The organism is Bradyrhizobium agreste (assembly GCF_016031625.1).
Classification (GTDB): Bacteria; Pseudomonadota; Alphaproteobacteria; order Rhizobiales; family Xanthobacteraceae; genus Bradyrhizobium; species Bradyrhizobium agreste.
Map to the genome: position 1 here is coordinate 176215 of NZ_JACCHP010000011.1, position 20989 is coordinate 197203.

Sequence of the window (20989 nt, forward strand, 5' to 3'; positions counted from 1 at the left end):
ATGGACGCGCGCTCCGCGCGCGCGAATACAACCATGAAGACGTTGCGTCTCTTGACGACTCTCGCTCTCGGCGGTGGCCTCGCCCTTGGCGCCTACTGGTCCTCGAACGAGGGGCGCTGGTCCGTCCATGCCGAGGTGACCCCGGCTGCGGCGCCAGCGGGGACTCCGCTCTACTACCGCGATCCCAGCGGTGCGCCGCTTTGGTCCGCCGGTCCGAAGAAGGATGACCGCGGGCGGGACTATCTGCCGGTCTACGATGACGACAAGGCCGCCCAGGCAGAGCCGAAGCCACCGCAGGCGGCTTCATCGCGAAAAATCCTCTACTATCGCAATCCGATGGGCTTGCCCGACACCTCGCCGGTGCCGAAGAAGGACCCGATGGGGATGAACTATATCCCCGTCTACGAAGGCGACGACGTCGATGACGGCACAGTGAAGCTCTCGCCCGGCAAGATCCAGCGCAGCGGCGTGAAGTCCGAGCCGGTCGCGCGGCGACCTGTCCGGGTCCTGGTCAAGGCGCCCGGCACGATCCAATTGGACGAGCGCCGCGTCTCGGTGATCGCGATGCGCGCCGAGAGCTTCGTGCAGAAGATCGCGGACGTCACCACCGGCTCCCGCGTGAAGGCGGGCCAGCCGCTGATGGAGATCTACAGTTCGGCGGTCGCCTCCGCGGCGGCCGAATATCTCGCGACCATCACCTCCAAGACCGTCGGCGGTGTCGAGATCTACGGCCGCGGCTCGCGGCAACGGCTGATCAATCTCGACGTCCCCGAGCGGGTGATCGCCGAGATGGAGAGAACGCATGTCGCGCCCGTCACCATCCACTGGTCGGCGCCGCGCGACGGGATCGTGCTCGAGCGCAACGCGATCGAAGGCATGCGCGCCAATCCCGGCGACGTGCTGTTCCGCATCGCCGACACCTCGCTGGTCTGGGCGCTGGTCGACGTCGCCGAGCGCGATCTCGGCAACATCGCGGTCGGGCAGTCCGTTGCGGTGCGCGCGCGCAGCTTTCCCGGCCGAAGCTTCACCGGCAGGATCGCGGTGATCTATCCGCAGGTGAACCGCGAAACCCGGACGGTTCGCGTCCGCATCGAGCTCGCCAATCCCGACGCGATGCTGCTGCCGGACATGTATGTCGATGCCGACGTCGACACGGCGGATGGCGCGCCCGTCCTGGCGATCCAGGACAGCGCGGTGCTCGACACCGGCACGCGGCAGGCGGTCCTCGTCGACAAGGGGGACGGGCGCTTCGAGCCGCGCGAGGTGAAGCTCGGCCGGCGCGGCGGCGGCTTGATCGAGGTGCGGGACGGCCTTGCCGAAGGCGAAGCGGTGGTCACATCCGCCAACTTCCTGATCGATGCGGAAAGCAATTTGAAGGCCGCGCTGAAAAGCTTTGCCGAGGCTGCGCCTCAAGCCTCCGACGCGGGCCATGCGACGGGAGAGCACAAATGATCGCCCGCATCATCGCCTGGTCGGCCCGCAACCTGCTGCTGGTGCTGTTCGGCACCGGCTTTGCGGCCGCCGCCGGCCTCTACGCGCTGCTCCATTTGCCGCTGGATGCGATCCCCGACCTCTCCGACACCCAGGTCATCGTCTACACCGAATATCCCGGCCAGGCGCCGCAGGTGATCGAGGACCAGGTCACCTATCCCCTGACGACGGCGATGCTGACCGTGCCGAAATCGAAGGTGGTGCGCGGCTTCTCCTTCTTCGGCGTGTCGTTCGTCTACGTGATCTTCGAGGACGGCACCGACATCTATTGGGCGCGCTCGCGCGTGATGGAGTTCCTGAACAGCGCCACGTCGCGGCTTCCCGCCGGCGTCACCCCGACCATCGGGCCCGATGCGACCGGCGTCGGCTGGGTCTACCAATACGCCGTGATGTCGAAAGAATTGAACCTCGCCGACACGCGCACCATCCAGGACTGGAATCTGAAGTTCGCGCTGGCCAAGGCCGAAGGCGTCGCGGAAGTCGCCAGCATCGGCGGCTTCGTCAAGCAGTACAACGTGGTGCTCGACCCGCAGCGCATGCGCGACCGCGGTATCAGCATGCAGAAGATCCGCGAGGCGATCCGCGCCAGCAACGCCGACGTCGGCGGCCGCACGGTCGAGCTGTCGGAGTTCGAATACGTCATTCGCGGCAAGGGCTACATCAAGAGCATCAACGATCTCGGCAACATCGTCCTGAAGACGAGCAACGGCACGCCGGTGCTGCTGCGGGACGTCGCCAATGTCGAGCTCGGACCCGACGAGCGGCGCGGCATTGCCGAGCTGAACGGCGAGGGCGAGGTCGCGAGCGGCATCGTGCTGCAGCGCTTCGGCGTCAACGCGCTCGATGTCATCGAAAACGTCAGGAAGCGCTTCAAGGAGATCGCGAGCAGCCTGCCGAAATCGGTCGAGATCGTCCCGGTCTACGACCGCTCGGGCCTGATCTATGCGGCGATCGACACGCTCAAGCACACCTTGTTCGAGGAGAGCATCGTGGTCGCGCTCGTCTGCATCGTGTTCCTGCTCCATGTCCGCAGCGCGCTGGTCGCGATCCTGATGCTGCCGGTCGGCGTGCTGATGGCGTTCGGCGCGATGAAGCTGCTGGGCCTGGGATCGAACATCATGAGCCTCGGCGGCATCGCGATCGCGATCGGCGCCATGGTGGATGCCGCGATCGTCATGATCGAGAACGCGCACAAGCACCTCGAGCGCGCCGAGCCCGGTCGGTCGCGCGTCCAGATCCTGATCGACGCGGCATCCGAGGTCGGCCCGGCGCTGTTCTTCAGCCTGCTCATCATCACCGTCTCGTTCATGCCGATCTTCACGCTGGAATCGCAGGAGGGGCGGCTGTTCAGCCCGCTGGCGTTCACGAAGACCTTCGCGATGGCGGCCGCGGCCCTCTTGTCCGTCACCCTGGTCCCGGCCCTGATGGTGATCTTCGTCCGCGGCAGGATCGTGCCGGAGAGCAGGAACGTCATCAACCGCTTCCTGATTTTTATCTACCGCCCGGTCATCAAGGGCGTGCTGCGCGCCAAGACGCTGGTGATCCTGGCCTCGCTGGTCGTGCTCGCCGTCACGATCTGGCCGGCGCGGCAGCTCGGCACCGAGTTCATGCCGACGCTGAACGAGGGTACGCTGCTCTACATGCCGACCACGCTCCCCGGCATCTCGGTGACCAAGGCGGCCGAGCTGATGCAGACGCAAGACCGCATCATCAAATCGTTCCCGGAGGTCTTGTCGGTCTACGGCAAGGCGGGACGGGCGGCGACCGCGACCGATCCGGCGCCGACCGAGATGTTCGAGACGGTGGTCAGCCTGAAGCCGAAGGAGTTTTGGCGCCCCGGCGTCACCATCGACAGCCTGATCGCGGAGATGGACAAGGCGCTGCAATTTCCAGGCGTCTCCAACGCCTGGACCATGCCGATCAAGGCGCGCATCGACATGCTGTCCACCGGCATCCGCACCCCCGTCGGCGTCAAGGTGATGGGCACCGATCTCGTCGAGATCGACCGGCTGGCGAAGCAGGTCGAACGCGTGATCAAGACGGTCCCGGGCACCGCATCGGCCTATGCCGAGCGCGGCATCGGCGGCTACTATCTCGAGATCGTCCCGGATCGCGCGGCGCTCGCCCGCTATGGCATCCTGATCCAGGACGTTCAGGACACCATCGCGGCCGCGCTCGGCGGTCAGACGGTCACCACGACGGTGGAGGGGCGGCAGCGGTTCACGGTGAACATGCGCTATCCGCGCGACCTGCGCGACAATCCCAAGGCGATCGCCAGCGATATCCTGGTGCCGATGCCCGCAGGCGGCGCGGTGCCGCTCGGCGAGATCGCGAAGGTCGAGCCGGCGCGGGGGCCGACCTCGATCCGGACCGAGAACGGCCAGCTCGCGACCTACGTCTACGTCGATATCCGCGATCGCGACATCGGCAGCTACGTCGCCGATGCGCAACGCGCCGTGACTGACAGCATCCAGTTCCCGCCCGGATATTACGTGGTCTGGAGCGGCCAGTACGAATATCTGCAGCGCGCCGCGGCGCGCCTGAAGATCGTGGTGCCGGTGACGCTGACGATCATCTTCCTGCTGCTGTACCTGAATTTCAGGGCCATGACCGAAACCTTGATCGTGATGCTGTCGCTGCCCTTCGCGCTGGTCGGCGGCATCTGGATGATGTGGGGGCTCGGCTTCAACCTGTCGGTCGCCGTCGCCGTCGGCTTCATTGCGCTCGCCGGCGTCGCCGCCGAGACCGGCGTCGTGATGCTGATCTATCTCGAGCATGCCCTGGCCGAGATGAAGACGACGTGCAGCGCCGAGGGCCGGGGCTTCACCCGGCAGGATCTCCACGAGGCCATCATGGTGGGTGCGGTCGAGCGTGTCCGTCCCAAGATGATGACGGTCGTCGCCATCATGGCGGGCCTGCTGCCGATCATGTGGAGCACCGGCACCGGGTCGGAAATCATGCAGCGCATCGCGGTGCCGATGATCGGCGGCATGATCTCGTCGACCCTGCTGACGCTGATCGTGATCCCGGCGATCTTCGGGTTGGTGAAGGGCGTCCGCCTGCCGCCGAAGCGCGAGGACAAAGGACGACCGGCCGAAATGCCAAAGCCGATCGCCGCCAGATTGCGCGTCGTGGAGCCTGCGGAATGAGGTAAGCTATTATGAACGACATGATGTCGGGAATGTTCGGGACGATCGGGTTGATCACGGCACTGATCGTCATCGTTCTCGTATCGGGGCCGGCAGCGCTGATCAAATATCTCTTCAAGGGAGATTAAAGATGCATCGCTGCTATCTGATCGGGTTGGCGGCCGTTCTGGCGTCCTCGCCGGGTCTCGCGCAACAGGATGCCGCAGTACGGGGCCAGCGCGATTTCCGAGTTTGCATGCCGTGTCACTCACTCGAGCCGGGCCGCAACATGACTGGCCCAAGCCTCGCAGGACTGTGGGGCCGAAAGGCCGGCGGCCTGGAAAGCTTCGAACGCTATTCCGATGCCCTCAAGTCATCTGGAATCATTTGGGACGAACGCTCGCTTGATGCCTGGATCACGAATCCGGAGCGCATGGTGCCGAGGAACGAAATGCCATTCGACGGTATCAAGGATGATCGCGCTCGCGCCGATCTGCTTGCGTTCCTGGAGCAGGCCACCAAGCCGGGCGCTCGGCCGCAGTCGGGCGTCGAAGATCGAATGGGTGGAATGATGGGCGGAATGATGGGTGGCGGCGGACGCGATCCCAATTTGAAAAGTCTGGAGGCTGCTATGCAGGTGAAGGGCATTATTGCCACGACACCTATCGCGTTACCACCGCCGACGGCAAGACGCACGCCTTCTGGGAGCGCAATCTGCGCTTGAAGACGGATTCCGGCAAAGATGGTCCACAAAGTAGCGCGCCGGCCCTGGTACCTGCTGGCATGATGGGCGACCGTGCGGATGTGATTTTTGCGTCACCTGAAGAGATCAGCAAGACCATTGAGCGGCGATGCTAGGAGATGCGCGCATGGGCTTCTACAACGACGTCATTCTTCCCCGGCTTTGCGACCTTGCGATGCGCAACAAGGAGCTTGCGCCGTACAGGCAACGCGCGATCGGTGCGGCTCAGGGCCGTGTCCTCGAGATCGGCATCGGGTCCGGCCGCAACCTGCCGTTCTACGGGGCTGCGGTGACGCAGGTTGTGGGGCTCGAACCCGGTCCGAAGCTTCTCGAGATGGCGCGGAGCGCTCCCCATCCGGACACTTCGGTTGACTTTGTTGAAGCTTCGGCCGAGGCGATTCCGATCGACGACCGCAGCATCGACACGGTCGTGACGACCTGGACTATGTGCAGCATTCCGGACGTCGGTCGCGCCATGACAGAGGTGCGGCGTGTGCTGAAACCGGGAGGGAAGCTGGTCTTCGTCGAGCACGGCCGCGCGCCCGAACCGCGCGTGCGCTGGTGGCAGGATCTCCTGACTCCCACGTGGATGCGCATCTCGGGCGGTTGTCATCTCAACCGGGACATCGCCGACGTCTTGACCCGGAACGGCTTTCGCATCGACGAGATGCGCACTGGATATATGAATGGCCTGAAGCCCATGACCTTCATGTATGAGGGCCAAGCGAGTCCTCGTTGATGCCTGTGGCGCGCTCCGACTTGAGATGCAACGATGAAACGAAAGGAAGCCGAAATGAAGCAACGCGCATATCTGATGACCCGCCGGTCGCTTGTCGGGCTGATGGCTGCGGCAGCCTTTGCAAGGCCCGCTGTGGCGGTGTCCGACGCAGCCACGCTCACGGTGCACCGGGATCCAAGCTGCGGCTGTTGCGCCGGCTGGGTGCAGCATCTGCGGGACGCCGGATTGACCGTCCAGGTGGAGGAGACGCCTGACCTCGACCCGATCCGGGCGCGTCTCGGCATCCCTTCGAACCTGGTCGCGTGTCACACGGCCGAGGTCGCCGGTTATGTCGTCGAGGGGCACGTGCCGGCTGCGGCCATTCGGCGCCTCCTCGCCGAGCGTCCAAACGCGAAGGGCCTCGCCGTGCCGGGCATGCCGGTCGGATCGCCCGGGATGGAAGGCGGCAAGCCGCAACGCTACGAGGTCGTGCTGTTCGGTGCCGACGGTCAGAAGCCGTTCATGCGCTTCATCGGCGCGCAGGAGATTGATTGACGGTGCTGCGTGATACCTAGCCACCCCTATGGCTGCGGCGGATAGCGCTCGAACGCCGGCAGTTCGTGCGCATGCTCCATCCAGCGCAGGCGCTCGGCGACCTGGATCTGCATCGTCGCAGGCACCGCCTCGGGATCGTCGTAGGTCGCGCTCTGGATGTCGATGATCCCCGGCATCATGTTTTCATTGACGTAAAACAGTCCGGTTCCACACGCGCCGCAAAAGTGCCGCCGCCCGTGTTCCGAGGAGCGATACACCTTGGGTTCGCCTTTGGTGACCTTGACGGCGCTGTCCGGGTACATCGTCCAGCCGACGACAGGAGCCCCGGCGTGAAGCCGGCAATCGCGGCAGTGGCAAAGCGCGTGGACCATCGCCTCGCCCTCGACCTCGTAGCGGATCGCGCCGCAGTGACAGCCGCCCGTGATGGTGCCCATGCATTCCTCCGATCGAAGTCAAGTTTTCAGATCGATAGCTCTCGAGCCCTGTGGCTTCAACAACGCAACCAATTCGAGATTGCGTCCTACTGTCGCCTGACAGCTGCTGCCATTGCGTGGTTTGTCGGGAACCGCGACGAGTCAAGCCGAGCGGCAGGCCGCAAGCCGGGCAGAGCCGCAGCGCGCGCAGCTGCGGCTCTGCCGACAGGCTATCCTTGCGCCTGTGGGCTCTCGATCCGCATCAGGCGTTGCTTCACCGTCCGCGCGATCGCAGCCGGCGCCTCCTCGGGAATCGCAAAGCACGAGCTCGCGTTGATCTCGCACAGCACGTAGGTGTCTGCGCCGGCGGCATCTTTCGGCCCATATAGGAAGTCCGCGTCCCAGATCACCGGCAATGATGGCTCGTCGATGCCGAGCGTTGTCATCATCTGCGGCGTCCATTCGTCCTCCATCGCTCCTCGCAGCGCCTGGAATTGCGGAGCATCAGGCCCGTGCATGATCCGCGGCCCGGGCTGCGCCTCAGGCGCCTCCGGTCCCTCCGGCGGCGGCGGGATCAGGGCCTTGATCTTCTGGTGGCCGAAGCCTGCGACTTTGGCGCCGCTCATGTAGCATCGGATCATGCCGTCGGGCAGGCGCGGTTGAAACGCCTGGTCGATGATGCAGCCGCCCCAGCCGAAATAGGGCTCGCACCGCGCGAGCAGGACATCGAGCGGCATATCCTCCGGCATGCTGCCGCGCTGCGCATGCAGCACGCGAACCATGCCTTGTCTATCGGGCAGGGCCTCCACCTTCCAGACGCCCTGGCCGCCATTGCCGCGGTTCTGCTTCAGCACGCGCGGGCCGCTGGCACGAAGGCGCGCCGGAAACTGGTTGTGGAAGCTTGCTGCGCTATCGTAGCGATGCGTGTCGGCGCCCCAGCCCAGATGCCGCGTCCGGTAGAGCACCTCCTTGACGCCCATCTTCAGGATGACGTCCGGGTGCGCGCTTACCCATGGCCCTCGCGCTGCGACGTCGCGCAGCAGGCCGTCGAGCTCGGCGCGGGTCTTGCCCTGGTGGATCGGATCGACCCAGACCAGCACGCCGTCGGCTGTGAGCAATTGATCGCGGACCGCGCTCGCAAAACTCTCGTCGTAGATCACTGGGAAGGCGTCGATACCTGCGGCGGCGAGCGCTTCGAAGACGCGGACGAAACGGCTGTTCTGCGCCGTCGCCTCGCGGCGCGCGGCAGCGTCGCCGCGCGAAAGAATGGCTATGGTTCGGAGAGGAGAGGACTGACGTTCGGTGTCCATGCGCAAGCTCCACGGATTTGCGTGCTGCGCAGAGCTTGGACCTGGGTCTCACGGGGAGTCTGCATCGTCCCCACCCGGACAATGTATGTGAAACCGCTTCGTCGTTTCAAGATGGTGGCTGGCGGGTTCCTCCGAAAGCTGAACTCTTCGTGACGTGGCGTCGCCGTGCGCTGGTTGACAGTTCGGTCTTCCGGGTTTTTAGTCAGCGCGACGGGGATGTGCGATCTCCCCGCGAGGCGACATGCCCAAGCATCGCGTCCTGATCACCAAGGGCGCAGCATGTCATCACGTACCGCAGCTCCATTCCACAATCCGCCCGACTTGCCGGCATCCGGCTGCCGAACCGCCATGACATGCACTCGGCGGCAAGTCCCCTCCCTCTGGCGGGCGCGGCCGGAGCCGGCCTCACCTATCCGACGTCACCTGGGGCAGGGACCACACCCAGAGCTCAAGGGAGCTGATCCATGCATAAGACTGTTTCGACACTGATCGGCGTCGCTGCCTGCTTGATCACGAGCGCTCACGCGCAGGGCATCGACTGGCAAAAGGTCGATGAGACACTGGGGCGCAAGCCCATGGTTGCGGACGATGTCCATCGCTACGGCTTTCCGCGCACCGATCTCACGGTGACTTTGGACGGAGTCACGATCAAGCCGGCGCTGGCGCTTGGCGGCTGGCTCGCGTTCAAGCCTGCGCATGGTGGAGCCATGGTCATGGGTGATCTCGTGCTGCTCGAGAGCGAGGTCAACCCTGTGATGGCGAAGATGATCGCGAGCGGTCTCGAGATCACAGCCGTGCACAACCATCTGCTGCGCGCAAGCCCGGCGACCTTCTACATGCATGTCGCCGGACACGGCGACCCCGTCAAGCTGGCGTCGGCAATCCACGATGCCCTCGCCGAAAGCAAGACGCCCCTGACGGTCGCCGCGGCAGGGAATCCGCCCTCCATCGATCTCGATACGGCGAAGCTCGATCAAATCCTTGGCGTCAAGGGGCAAGCCAATGGCGGCGTCTACCAGTTCAACGTCAAACGGCGAGACCCTGTCTCCGACGATGGCGTGCTGCTGACGCCGGTCGGTGCGATGGGCGTCGCGACCGCCATCAATTTCCAGCCGACCGGCGGCGGAAAGGCGGCCGTCACGGGCGACTTCGTGCTGACCAGCGGCGAGGTGAATCCGGTCATCGCGGCGCTGCGGACACATGGCATCGAGGTGACGGCGCTGCACAGCCACATGCTGAACGAACAGCCGCGACTCTTCTTCATGCACTTCTGGGCCAACGACGACGCGGTCAAGCTTGCTGAAGGTTTGCGTGCGGCGATCGAGAAGACCGCCAGCACCAAGAGCTGAGCCAGGGCATGGAAATGATTGAATGTCAGATGTTGGGACAGCCGACGATGCGCGCCGCTTTGACCGTTCCATCGCGGCCGTTGGCACGGGCCAGTCTCGTCCTGGCGCTTGTGCTGGCTTTGCCAATGGGAGGGAACGCCATGGCCGAGACCCTGAATTTTGACAATGCTTCTGCTGGAACAGCCCCGGCGGGGTGGACTCTCACGATGACAGGCAAGGGTGAACCGAAATGGAGCGTCGAGGCGGAGCCCACGGCGCCGAGCAAGCCGAACGTCCTCAAGCAATCCGGACGGGCGACGTTTCCTGTCGCCATCAAAAGCGATACCAGCATCAAGGACGGCTTCGTTGAAGTGAAATTCAAGGCGGTGTCCGGGTCCGAGGATCGCGCCGCGGGAATCATCTGGCGTGCCAAGGACGCCGACAATTATTACGTCGTCCGGGCAAACGCGCTCGAGGACAACGTGGTGCTCTACAAGACGATCAAGGGCGTACGAAGTTCGCTGGAGATCGTCGGTCGCAAGGGCGGCTACGGCGTCAAGACGCCGGTGCCGTCCGGGCAATGGCACGCGCTGCGTTGCGACTTCGCGGGAAGCCGGTTCAAGGTGACGTTTGACGGAAAGCCATTGTTCGAGGTGGAGGACACCACGATCCCGGACGCGGGCATGATCGGCCTGTGGACCAAGGCAGATAGTGTGACCTTGTTCGATGATCTGACATATGGTGAGACCAGATAGAAGTTGTCCACCTCTGTCGGAGATGATCATGAGCTTTCGCCGTCTGTCGGTCGCGACGATTCTGCTGTTTGCGTTTGTCGGCCCAGTGCAGGCGGAAGAGGCCCTCGTCAGCTACAAATCGCTGAATCCAGAGCTGGCGCTCGATCTTGCGCGCGCCGCTTTGGATAGCTGCCGCAGCCGTGGATATCAGGTTGCCGTCGCCGTCGTCGATCGCTTCGGTATCACCCAAGTGGTGCTGCGCGATCGCTTTGCTGGCGCCCACACGCCTTCGACGGCATCCGGCAAAGCGTGGACAGCGGCATCGTTCAAAACCAGTACGACCGAGCTGAACGCAATGAGCCAGCCCGGCATGATGCAATCGGGCATCCGGAACCTTCCCGGAGCGGTCATCATAGGAGGAGGGCTGGTCGTCGAAGCCGGCGGCTCACTGGTCGGCGCGGTCGGGGTATCAGGCGCGGCGGGCGGTGACGCCGACGAAGCGTGCGCGAAAGCCGGGATCGAGGCCATTCGCGACAAGCTGGAATTTTGAGGGGCGGACACGCTCGCGCGTCGAACGAGACGGATCAGGATGCGTCGCTCACGTCGTCATCATTGTCCCCGAGGATCGTCTCCGATAGCAGTGCCGCGGCCTTCTGCAGTGGAGCTATGAACCGATCCAGCTCAGTGAAGCTCACGCGTGCCACGGGAACGGAGACACCCAGGCACGCGATCAGCTCGCGATCCGGTGAGAGGATGGGAACGGCACAGCCGACCACGCCTCGCACATATTCTTCGTTGGTCTTGGCCCAGCCGCGCTTGCGGGTCTCCTCGATCACCTCCATCAGGCGGTCGACATCGACGATCGTGGTTTCGGTGTATCGCGTCAGCGTGAGTGCACGGCACAGCTTCTCTCGCGCGCGCTCCGGCAGCCGGCTCATGTAGATCTTGCCGCTCGACGTGCAGTGGAGCGGCGCCGCTTCGCCGGGATTGAACTGCAGGCCTTGAGGTTGCGACACGCGGACGCTGTCGACGTAAGCAACGACATTGTCCCGCACGACCCCGATCTCGCATTGCTCGCCGATTTCGGCGGCCACGGCGCGGAGCACCGCGTGCCGGCGCGCGGTGCGGAACGCTGCGCCGATGACGCGGGCCGACAGCGTGACCAGCTGATTGCCGACAACATAGCGCTTCGTCCCCACGGCTTTCTGAAGCAGTCCGCGCTGCTCCAGATTTCCGATCAGCCGATGCGCAGTCGGCAGCGGCAGGGACAGCGCAGCGGCGATTTCGGCGACCGAGGCTGCTCTGGTTTGACTTGCGACATAGCCAATGACCGCGAAGGCGCGGTCCAGTGGCCCATCGGTATTCGGCTGCTGCATCTTTCCCACTCTCCACCCCAGATATAACAAATTATCATTTTTCGGAATGAAACATACTGAAATATGAAAATCTGTCTAGGCGCATTTGTGCTGTGCTCATATCGTTGGCGTTGCCCGGCGGTGAATAGGATTTGTGCAGTGCAAGCCACCGCGCGTGCTCAGGAGATCGGGATGTCAGGCCACTACGACGTCGATGCGGTGCGGAAGCAGTTTCCGGCTGCCGAGCGGATCACCTATCTCGACTCCGGCTTCCAGACGCCGCTTGCGCGTCCCGTCAAAGCGGCGATCGATCGTTTCCTGAGCGAAGGTCTCGAGACCGCCGGCCCCAAGAGCGTCTGGCTCGATCGCGTCGAGCAGACGCGCCAACAACTGGCGCGGTTTCTCGGCGTATCGGCCGACGAGATCGCCTTCACCAAGAACACCTCGGAGAGCATGAACATCGCCGCGAACGCGCTGCCGCTGCGCGCCGGCGACAAGGTGCTGATGATCCACGGCGATCATCCGAACAACGCCTATGCGTTCCTCAATCTGCGGCGCAGGGGTGTCACCGTCGAATTCGTGCCGATGACGGAGGTCGTCGACGCCGAAAGCCTTCGTTCGCACATCGATGCGAGCACGCGGGCGATCTCGATGTCGCAGGTGACATTCCATGCCGGTCACCGTTTCGACGTCGAGAGCATTGGGGCCCTCTGTGCGGAGAAGGGGCTCTATTTCGTCGCCGATGTGATGCAGGCGATCGGCGTCGTGCCAATCGATGCCAAGGCGATGCGCGCGACCTTCATCGGGTCGGGCAGCCATAAGGGGCTGCTCGTGCCGCAGGGGCTGGGCCTGCTCTATTGGGACAAGTCCAGGACCGAGCTCGAGCCTGCCTATCTTGCGGCCGCGGGCCTCGCTGACGTCCCGGCCGACCTGATCGCCCGGCCTGACAGGCTCGATCCGGCCCCGAGCGCGCGCCGCTTCGAGCTCGGCAATTTCAATCTTCCGGCGATCCATGCGCTCAGTGCCTCGCTCGACATGATCGAAGCGCTGGGCGTTGAGAACATCCAGAATCATTGCTTCGATCTCGGCGATCATCTCATCGCCCGTATCGATGCGCTGGGCGTTCGCCTGGTCGGTCCTCGCGCGCGGCAACATCGCGCGCCGCACATCTACGTTATTGCGCTGCCCGCGGCCGAATGGCTCGGCCATTTCGAGGAGAATAACGTCCGCGTGTCGCCCGAGCGGGACGGCATTCGCGTGTCGTTCGGGATGTTCAACACGATAGCCGACGTCGACCGCCTGATCGAGGTCATCCAGCGGCGCGGCGTGAGGCCATCATCGAGAGCCGCATAGGCTGTCCAGCAAGGAGACGTACATGACGAAATTTGCGCGTGTCTTGAGCATTCTGTCAGGTCTCGCGGTCATAGGCGGCCTTGGCGGCGCCGCGGCTGCCGTCGACAGCCCCACGCTCGCCAGGATCAAGTCGAACGGCGCCATCACCATCGGCCACCGCGAGGCCTCGATCCCGTTCTCCTATCTCGGTCCCGACCAGAAGCCGATCGGGTTCTCGCTCGACCTCTGCGCGGCCATCGTCGAGCGTATCAAGGCGGAGACCGGCCTGACCAGCCTCAAGGTCAATTACGTTCCGGTGAACTCGTCCAACCGCATCCCGCTGATCCAGAGCGGCACCGTCGACATCGAATGCGGCGGCACGGCGAATGACAGAAAGCGGCAGGAGCAGGTCTCGTTTTCCGTCGCCACCTTCGTGAGTCAGCCGCGCTGGCTGGTCAAAGCGGACAGCGGCCTGAAGACGGCCGGCGATCTCAAAGGCAAGACCATCGTCGTGACCCAAGGCTCCAATGCCGTCGGCTTCGCGCAAGGCGTGAATGCGAAGGAGCAGCTCGGCTTCAACATCGTCCAGGCAAAGGACCATGCCGAATCCTTCCTGATGTTGAACACCGGCCGCGCGGCCGCCTTCATGGAAGACGACATTCTCCTCGCCGGCCTCAAGGCCGCAGCTCCGAACCCGGATGCGCTGATATTTCTCCCCGAGGGTTACGCCAAGATCTATTATGGCCTGATGTTCACGAAGGGCGATACGGGCTTCAAGGCGCTGGTCGATGACGTGCTGTCGAAGCAGATGGCGTCGGGTCAGTTCGAGAAGACCTACGCCAAATGGTTCACGAGGCCAATTCCGCCCAAGAATGAGAACCTGGCGTTCCCGCTGACGGTCGAGCTCACGGAACGGATCGCGCATCCCAGCGACGCGGTCGACTAATTGCGACGCCGGCGGAGAGTGTCCCGCAAACCGAGCCCCGAGGTTCGTCATGTTTGCAGTGCTTCTTGAACAGACCGCGGATGGCCAGCGCTATATCGACTGGCTCGTGTCGGGCCTCGGCTGGACTTTGGCGCTGGCGTTCTTCGGCTGGTGGATCGCCTTCGCGGTTGGGGTCGTCGTCGGCATCGGCCGCACCGTGCAGAACCGGGCCGTCGCGGCGCTTGCCCGGCTCTATGTGGAGATCTTCCGCAACATCCCCGTGCTGGTGCAGATGTTTCTCTGGTACTTCGTCCTGCCGGAGATCCTTCCCGTCGCGCTCGGGAACGCCATCAAGCAGATTCCGCCGCCCTGGGGATCGTTCTTTCCGGCACTGGTGTGCCTCGGTCTCTACACCGCGGCCCGGATCGCCGAACAGGTTCGTGCCGGGATCGAGGCCCTGCCGAAAGGACAGGTCGAAGCGGCAAGCGCACTCGGGCTCAGCGGCTATCTGACCTATCGCCATGTCATCGTTCCGCAGGCGCTGCGCTTGATCATCCCGAGCCTGACCAGCGAGGTGATGGGCATCTACAAGAACACCTCGGTCGCGCTCACGATCGGGCTGATGGAGCTGACCGCGCAGGCCCGCCAGATCAGCGAAGCGACGTTCCAGACTTTTACCGCTTTCGGCGCCGCGACGCTTGTCTACCTCGCGCTGGCGCTCATCGCCTATCAGGGGATGGCGCTGATCGACAGGGCCGTGCGCATTCCGGGCACCGGGCGCGGGGAGGATGCGATCGAGCCGGCCGCGACGCACGCCATCCAACCGATTGACTCCCTGCCTGATGCGATGGAGGTCGTGAAATGAACAGCCTCGATTTCTCCGTCGTGCTTCAGGCGTGGCCTTACCTCTGGTCCGGCTTGCTGTTTTCGCTGGCGCTGACCGCTGTCGCCTTCGTGGTCGGCCTGGTCCTCGGCACCTGCTTGGCGCTGGTGCAGCATTTTGAACTGCCCGTGCTCGGCAGGCTCGTGCGCGGCTATGTCGCCCTGATGCGCTCGATCCCGCTGATCCTGGTCCTGTTCTGGTTCTTCTTCCTGGTGCCGATCGTGATCAGTCATCTCGGTGGAGGCGGACGGCCGGTCCCGATCGGCGCCACCTGGACGGCGTTCATCACCTTCGGCCTGTTCGAGGCCGCCTACTATTCGGAAATCATCCGCGTCGGATTGCGCGCCGTGAACCGGGGACAGTTCGAGGCTTGTCAGGCGCTCGCATTATCCACCTTCGACACCTATCGCTCCGTGATCCTGCCGCAGGTGCTCCGCGTCGCCAGCCCGATCATTCTGAGCCAGACCATCATCTTGTTCCAGGACACCTCGCTGGTCTACGTGCTCTCGCTCACCGATCTGCTTGGCGCAGCCTCGAAGCTCGCGCAGCTCAACGGCCGCCTCGTCGAGATGTATCTGGTCATTGCGGTGGTCTATCTCGCCATCAGCTCGGCAGCATCGCAATGCGTGGCCTTCTTGCGCAAGCGGTATGCGATTGCGGGAATGCGCCGCTAGCGTATCATCATTCTGCTCTTTGGAGAGGAAAAATGCTTCAGCTCGTCGCGGGGATTGAGAAGGGGCCGTCCGCGGCCATCGTCACCGTGGAAAATCTGGTGAAGCGGTTCGGCCATTTCACGGCCCTGAACGACGTCAATCTCACGGTCGCGGCCGGCGAGAAGATCGTGCTCTGCGGTCCCTCGGGCTCGGGCAAGTCGACGCTGATCCGCTGCATCAACCACATCGAGAAGCATGACGCGGGGCGCATCGTCGTCGACGGCATCGAGCTCTCGGACCGGATGACCGACGTCAACGTCGTTCGTCGCGAGGTCGGCATGGTGTTCCAGAGCTTCAACCTGTTTCCGCATCTCTCGGTCGTCGAGAACTGCATGCTGGCCCCGATGAAGGTGCGGGGCCTGTCCCGCGCCGAGGCGCGTGAACGTGCTATCGGATTGTTGCGCAAGGTGCGCATCCACGACCAGGCGAACAAATATCCGGGGCAGCTCTCCGGCGGCCAGCAGCAGCGCGTCGCCATCGCGCGGGCGCTGTGCATGCAGCCGAAGATCATGCTGTTCGACGAGCCGACCTCCGCGCTCGACCCGGAGATGGTCAAGGAAGTGCTCGACACCATGGTGGAGCTCGCGAAAGACGGCATGACCATGGTCTGCGTCACGCACGAAATGGGCTTTGCCCGCGAGATCGCGGACCGGGTGGTGTTCATGGATCGCGGCTGCATCGTCGAGGAAGCCGACCCCGAGGCCTTCTTCCGCGCGCCGAGGACGGAGCGGGCGAGGGATTTTCTCGGTCAGATCATCCACTAAAGCGCGATGCGAGTTGGATGAAAACACCTGCGACGGATGCCTCCGCGCGGGTGCGACGAACTCTCGATGATGCCAGTATGCCGGTGTTTTGCCCGACGAGTCAAAAAGGGGGCACACGCACAGCCGGCAGCCTCAACATCACCGATCCGAAGAACGCAATGATTTCAACACCCCCGCTACTGTGCATGGGGTTGTTTTCGCACTTTTTGTTTTAGCTCGCCGAAACGGCCGCGCTCACCGCCGGCCGCGCGGTGCCTCGGCCTTGGCCCGCGGCTCGGTCTGCGGGGCGCAGGTCGCAGCCTGGAGCGAGCCTTGCGCCTGCTGCATCAGGCCGGGCTCGGGTGCGAGCGCCTTCATCAGGATCAGGCCGGTCGTGGTCGGGGAATCGATGATGAGGCGGTCGGCCGCGGTGACCTCCTCGTCCTCCGGCAGCTCGTTGTGCTGCGCTTCCGTCATCAGGTCGAGCTCGATCACCTTGCGGCCCGCGGAGCGGTCGTTGATGGCGTAATAGGCGATCTCGTTGCGGGTGTAGAACGACACCGAGGTGTAGGCCTGGCTCACCGGCACGGTCAGCTTGATCGGCCCGCCCGAGAGGTCGTAGCGGCAGATCGCCAGCGCGAAGGCCGGATCCATGAACGGCATCGGCGAATTGTTGGGATCGGCGAGGGGAAGCTGGGTGACGGCGTTCACCTTGGTCATCGGCGTCAGCCGCGAATAGGCATCCTGGGTGGCAATCCGCGGCAGCGACAGCACGCTGACGAGATGGACCACGAGGCCCAGCACCACGCCGGCAACGACGGTGAAGACGAGCCGGATCATGAGCAGCCCACCGTGGTGATGCTCGGCATTGGCGCATCGCGCTGGGTGCGCGTCGCAACGCCGACCGGCGTGTCGTAGAGACGCAGCATCAAGGCGTAGCGCTCGATGCCGCCGGTCGGCAGCCAGTTGCCCGCGCGCGAGCGCGAGGCGATCCGGATCTCGAACGAGCCGTCGGACGCGCGCACGATCTCCTGGCTGGTGAAGCCGTAGCGCTGCAGCGAATTGGCGACGAGGTGGCCCTTGCGGTCGTAGAGCGTCAGCGTCCAGAACCGCGCCGGCGGCGTCACGCCGGAGACGATCACGTCGCAGCGGCCGTCGAGCGCCTTCTTCCTGTCGTCGGTGGTGGCGGTGAAGGCGACGCCGTCGCCGGTGCCGATCGGCAGCTCGCCGTTGCGGACGATGGTGGCGCGCGAATAGGGATCGACATCGGCGGTGCCGGTGCGCGGCCGCGCGGTCCAGGCGCCGATGGTCAGTGCGCCGATCTCGGTGCCGCGCGTCGTGGTCATCCACGTCGCGCCGACGCCGACGACCGTAGCGAGAAGAAGCGCCGTCAATGTGATCAGGATCAGCCGCACGTGTTTCGATCAGTTCTTGCGCGGGGCGGAGGTGTTGGCGTTCTCTTCCGCATAATTCTGCGGGAAGGCGAGCGCGCTCGTCGACGAGGCCGGCTTGCTGTCATTCGCCGTCGACTTGTTCGCAGCCTTGGCCGCATCGTCCAGCAGTTTCTCGACCCGCACCAGGATGTCGGCGCCGCGCTTGGTCAGCACCGGGGGCGGACCGGGCTTGGTCTCCAGCACTTTCGGCGCCGCGTTGGCCTGCGCGTTGCTGACATGCTGCGGCGGCAGCTTCTGGCCCATGCCGATGCCGGGGATTTCCCGGACCTCGACGCCCTGATGGGCGGCGACCATGATGTCGTGCCAGGTCTGCGCCGGCAGCGAGCCGCCGGTCATGCGGTTGGTCGGAGAATAGTCGTCATTGCCGTACCACACCGCGCAGGTGAAATTGCCGGTGTAGCCGACGAACCAGGCATCGCGATACGCATTGGTCGTGCCGGTCTTGCCTGCGGTCGGAATGCCGTCGAGGGCGGCGCGCCGCGCGGTGCCTTCGCTGACGACGTGGCTCATCATGCCGGCCATGTCGGCGGCGATGTTCGGCGGGATCGCCTGCCGCGGCTTCGGCCCGTCGCGGTCCCAGCGCCAGACCAGGTCGCCGGCGCCGGTGCGCACTTCGAGCACCGAATGCGGCGTCACCGCCTTGCCGCGGTTGGGGAAGGTCGCATAGGCCACCGCATGCTCGAGCACGGTGACTTCGTCCGAGCCGATCGGCAGCGAGGGCGTGTCGGGCAGCGGCGCCTTGAGGCCGAAGCGGCGCGCGACCTCGACGATCTTGGCGCGGCCGACCTTGGCCGGGTTCGGCGCCTTGGGCTCGTTCTTCCGGCCGATCTCGATCGACAGCTTCACCGGCACGACGTTGATCGAGCGGGTGATCGCCTGCGTCAGCGTCACCGAGCCGGAATATGAATGGCCATAGTTCTGTGGGCACCAATTGCCGATGCAGACCGGACCGTCGACCACGACCGAGTTCGGCGTGTAGCCGTTCAAGAGCGCGGTGGTGTAGACGTAAGGCTTGAACGAGGAGCCGGGCTGGCGATAGGCGTCGGTGGCGCGGTTGAACTGGCTGGCGCCATAGTCGCGGCCGCCGACCATGGCGCGGATGCCGCCGTCGAGATCGGCGACCACGGTCGCCGCCTGCGTCGCGTGATAGTCGCGGCCGAACTGGCGCAGCTGGTTCTCGACCGCGTCTTCCGCCGCCTTCTGCACGTTGGTGTCGATGGCGGTGCGGACCACGAAGACGCGCTCGGTGTAGGACTTCGGGAAGGTGTCGACCAGCTTGCGCATCTCGTCGAAGGCGAAGTCGAGATAATAGTTCGGCGAGGCTTCGTCGCGGCGGTCGACGGCGAAGGCCGGGTTGCGGCGGGCGCCGAACACCTGGCCTTCGGTCATGAAGCCTGCATCGACGAGGTTGTCGAGCACGACGTTGGCGCGGGCGCGGGCCGCGGGCAGGTTGATGTGCGGGGCGTACTTCGTCGGCGCCTTGAACAGGCCGGCGAGCATCGCCGCTTCCGAAAGCGTCACGTCGCGCGCGGACTTGTTGAAGTAGAAATGCGCCGCGCCGTCGACGCCGAAGGTGCCGCCGCCCATATAGGCGCGGTCGAGATAAAGCTTCAGGATCTCGTTCTTGGTCAGGCGCCATTCCAGCCAGATCGCGAGGAAGGCCTCGTTGACCTTGCGCTCGATGGTGCGCTCGTTGCTCAGGAACAGGTTCTTGGCGAGCTGCTGGGTGATCGAGGAGCCGCCCTGGCGCACGCCGCCGGCCTGCGCGTTGGTGACGAGCGCGCGCGCGGTGCCGGCGATGTCGATGCCGAAATGCTCGTAGAAGCGGCGGTCCTCGGTCGCCAGCGTCGCCTTGATCAGCACGTCCGGAAAATCTTCCAGCGGAATGGAGTCGTTGTGCTTGATGCCGCGGCTGCCGATCGGGTTGCCGTAGCGGTCGAGGAAGCTCACCGCGAGGTCGGACTTCTTCAGCCAGTCCTCGTCCGCGGTCTCGCGGAAGGCGGGAATGGCGAGGGTGAGCATCACGACGAGGCCGCCGAGCCCGAGGGTTGCGGCCTCCGACAGCGGCTCGATGAACACCCAGCGCTTCCACCGCCCGACATAGAAGCGGTCCATGAAGGTCGAGTAGCGCTCGTAGAGTTCGCGGATGCCCTTGGCCGAGGAGAACAGCGAGGAGTCGATGCGCGCATCAAGATCCAGGAAGAAATTCCGGACCCTCTGCTTCCAATGCGGTGGTATGATCTGGCGCACCTAGAACCCTTGAGGCTCGCTTCGAAAGCGTTCAAGCACCCGGCCGGGGCGGCATCGAGACGTCTTGGGGGAATGTTGCGGCAAACCCAAGGCGCCCGGCCAGCATCCGAGGGACTTGCTGTTCCTTCTAGCCGAGCGAGGCCCATAAACCAATGGTCACGCTCGGGATTTTGAACAACAGGCCTAATCGACCCCGGTTCATTACGGGCCTCAAAGGGGCCTCGCTTGCACCCACGCCGCCGCGCGCCCTAGATGGCGTTGCCGTAGCTTTCTCGAACTCTTGTTGAGGCGCATGACCGCAGCTCCCAAACGATCTCAAGGCCAGGAAGGATTCTTCTGGAAAACCAAGACGTTGGAAGAGATGTCTGGGGACGAGTGGGAAAGCCTGTGCGACGGCTGCGGCCGCTGCTGCCTGAACAAGCTCGAGGACGAGGACACCGGCCAGATCTACTTCACCCATATCGGCTGCAAGCTGCTCGATGGGATGAGCTGCGCCTGCAAGGACTATCCGAATCGCTCCGACAAGGTTCCGGACTGCGTCCGCCTGACCCCGGCCAATGTCCGCACCCTGAACTGGCTGCCGCCGAGCTGCGGCTACAAGCTCGTCGCCGAAGGGCGCGACCTCTATTGGTGGCATCCGCTGGTTTCGGGTGACCCCAACACCGTGCACGAAGCCGGCGTCTCCGTGCGCGGCCGCGTCGAGGGCAGCGAGGAGGAGGTCCCGGACGAGGAGCTTGAGGATCACATCGTGCAATGGCCGGCATTGCTGCCGAAACGAGCCCGCCTGAAGCGACGCCCGAAGGACTGATCCGCCGCGCCGGGCTCACGTCTTTGGGATGACCTCAGGGCGGGATGCACCCATGCGCCGCGGTGCCTGCCTGTGAAGAAATTTCCCCTCTACATTGGGCTGCATAG

The 20989-nt window shown here is 64.5% G+C and carries 20 protein-coding genes; 14 read left to right on the forward strand and 6 right to left on the reverse strand.

Going from position 1 to position 20989, the window contains the following annotated elements:
- Nucleotides 1-33 precede the first annotated feature (33 nt).
- The 5 genes from HZZ13_RS17815 to HZZ13_RS17835 all read left to right on the forward strand — a co-directional run bounded on the left by HZZ13_RS17815 (nt 34) and on the right by HZZ13_RS17835 (nt 6634).
- Nucleotides 34-1452: an efflux RND transporter periplasmic adaptor subunit gene (locus HZZ13_RS17815; protein WP_197960850.1), complete on the forward strand. Its 1419-nt coding sequence runs from the start codon at nt 34-36 to the stop codon at nt 1450-1452.
- Entirely contained in the window at nt 1449-4640 is a 3192-nt protein-coding gene (locus HZZ13_RS17820) for an efflux RND transporter permease subunit (RefSeq protein WP_197960851.1), read from the forward strand. The genes HZZ13_RS17815 and HZZ13_RS17820 overlap by 4 nt, the downstream gene beginning before the upstream one ends.
- Nucleotides 4641-4770: 130 nt before the next feature.
- A complete protein-coding gene (locus HZZ13_RS17825; protein WP_246504460.1) occupies nt 4771-5343 on the forward strand; it encodes a c-type cytochrome in 573 nt (190 codons plus the stop codon).
- A 145-nt stretch (nt 5344-5488) separates the two neighbouring features.
- Nucleotides 5489-6100, forward strand: coding sequence for a class I SAM-dependent methyltransferase (locus HZZ13_RS17830; RefSeq protein WP_197960852.1), 612 nt, complete (start codon nt 5489-5491; stop codon nt 6098-6100).
- A 54-nt stretch (nt 6101-6154) separates the two neighbouring features.
- Nucleotides 6155-6634 carry a DUF411 domain-containing protein gene (locus HZZ13_RS17835; RefSeq protein ID WP_197960853.1) on the forward strand — a complete coding sequence of 160 codons (480 nt, stop codon included), beginning with the start codon at nt 6155-6157 and terminating at the stop codon, nt 6632-6634.
- A 26-nt stretch (nt 6635-6660) separates the two neighbouring features.
- Here the strand turns inward: HZZ13_RS17835 and HZZ13_RS17840 are convergent, their stop codons facing one another.
- Both HZZ13_RS17840 and HZZ13_RS17845 read right to left on the reverse strand, forming a co-directional pair.
- The gene (locus tag HZZ13_RS17840; RefSeq protein WP_197960854.1) at nt 6661-7068 is read right to left on the reverse strand and encodes a GFA family protein; all 408 of its coding nucleotides are present in this window, start codon (nt 7066-7068) and stop codon (nt 6661-6663) included.
- A 209-nt stretch (nt 7069-7277) separates the two neighbouring features.
- Nucleotides 7278-8357: a Cj0069 family protein gene (locus tag HZZ13_RS17845; protein WP_197960855.1), complete on the reverse strand. Its 1080-nt coding sequence runs from the start codon at nt 8355-8357 to the stop codon at nt 7278-7280.
- A 464-nt stretch (nt 8358-8821) separates the two neighbouring features.
- Between HZZ13_RS17845 and HZZ13_RS17850 the strand changes: the two genes are divergently transcribed.
- The 3 genes from HZZ13_RS17850 to HZZ13_RS17860 are packed head-to-tail and all read left to right on the forward strand — an operon-like array spanning nt 8822 to nt 10969.
- Nucleotides 8822-9706, forward strand: coding sequence for a DUF1259 domain-containing protein (locus tag HZZ13_RS17850; protein WP_197960856.1), 885 nt, complete (start codon nt 8822-8824; stop codon nt 9704-9706).
- Between the two features lie 8 nt (nt 9707-9714).
- The gene (locus HZZ13_RS17855) at nt 9715-10440 is read left to right on the forward strand and encodes a 3-keto-alpha-glucoside-1,2-lyase-like domain-containing protein (RefSeq protein ID WP_246504461.1); all 726 of its coding nucleotides are present in this window, start codon (nt 9715-9717) and stop codon (nt 10438-10440) included.
- Nucleotides 10441-10468: 28 nt separating this feature from the next.
- Nucleotides 10469-10969, forward strand: coding sequence for a GlcG/HbpS family heme-binding protein (locus tag HZZ13_RS17860; RefSeq protein ID WP_197960857.1), 501 nt, complete (start codon nt 10469-10471; stop codon nt 10967-10969).
- A gap of 34 nt (nt 10970-11003) precedes the next feature.
- On the opposite strand, the gene HZZ13_RS17865 is transcribed toward HZZ13_RS17860, so the two are convergent.
- Entirely contained in the window at nt 11004-11795 is a 792-nt protein-coding gene (locus HZZ13_RS17865) for an IclR family transcriptional regulator (RefSeq protein WP_197960858.1), read from the reverse strand.
- Between the two features lie 171 nt (nt 11796-11966).
- On the opposite strand from HZZ13_RS17865, the gene HZZ13_RS17870 reads away from it, so the two are divergent.
- From HZZ13_RS17870 to HZZ13_RS17890, 5 genes are read left to right on the forward strand one after another with little or no spacing between them, the layout of a single operon-like run.
- Nucleotides 11967-13127, forward strand: a complete 1161-nt coding sequence (locus HZZ13_RS17870; RefSeq protein WP_197960859.1) for an aminotransferase class V-fold PLP-dependent enzyme — start codon at nt 11967-11969, stop codon at nt 13125-13127.
- A 22-nt stretch (nt 13128-13149) separates the two neighbouring features.
- On the forward strand, nt 13150-14052 hold the full coding sequence (locus HZZ13_RS17875; protein ID WP_197960860.1) for an amino acid ABC transporter substrate-binding protein: 903 nt from the start codon (nt 13150-13152) through the stop codon (nt 14050-14052).
- 49 nt (nt 14053-14101) lie between these two features.
- Entirely contained in the window at nt 14102-14896 is a 795-nt protein-coding gene (locus tag HZZ13_RS17880; RefSeq protein ID WP_197960861.1) for an amino acid ABC transporter permease, read from the forward strand.
- Nucleotides 14893-15588 (forward strand): amino acid ABC transporter permease, encoded by a 696-nt coding sequence (locus HZZ13_RS17885; protein WP_197960862.1) that lies wholly within the window; start codon nt 14893-14895, stop codon nt 15586-15588. Before HZZ13_RS17880 ends, HZZ13_RS17885 begins: the two co-directional genes overlap by 4 nt.
- 32 nt (nt 15589-15620) lie before the next feature.
- Nucleotides 15621-16391 carry an amino acid ABC transporter ATP-binding protein gene (locus HZZ13_RS17890; protein WP_210349376.1) on the forward strand — a complete coding sequence of 257 codons (771 nt, stop codon included), beginning with the start codon at nt 15621-15623 and terminating at the stop codon, nt 16389-16391.
- Between the two features lie 234 nt (nt 16392-16625).
- Here the strand turns inward: HZZ13_RS17890 and HZZ13_RS17895 are convergent, their stop codons facing one another.
- From HZZ13_RS17895 to HZZ13_RS17905, 3 genes are read right to left on the reverse strand one after another with little or no spacing between them, the layout of a single operon-like run.
- On the reverse strand, nt 16626-17210 hold the full coding sequence (locus HZZ13_RS17895; protein ID WP_197960863.1) for a DUF1254 domain-containing protein: 585 nt from the start codon (nt 17208-17210) through the stop codon (nt 16626-16628).
- Complete coding sequence (locus HZZ13_RS17900) at nt 17207-17785, reverse strand: DUF1214 domain-containing protein (RefSeq protein ID WP_197946445.1); 579 nt, start codon at nt 17783-17785, stop codon at nt 17207-17209. Before HZZ13_RS17900 ends, HZZ13_RS17895 begins: the two co-directional genes overlap by 4 nt.
- Before the next feature lie 9 nt (nt 17786-17794).
- Nucleotides 17795-20074: a transglycosylase domain-containing protein gene (locus HZZ13_RS17905; protein ID WP_197960864.1), complete on the reverse strand. Its 2280-nt coding sequence runs from the start codon at nt 20072-20074 to the stop codon at nt 17795-17797.
- A gap of 292 nt (nt 20075-20366) precedes the next feature.
- Between HZZ13_RS17905 and HZZ13_RS17910 the strand changes: the two genes are divergently transcribed.
- Nucleotides 20367-20882, forward strand: a complete 516-nt coding sequence (locus HZZ13_RS17910; RefSeq protein WP_197960865.1) for a YcgN family cysteine cluster protein — start codon at nt 20367-20369, stop codon at nt 20880-20882.
- The last annotated feature ends 107 nt before the right edge of the window (nt 20883-20989 follow it).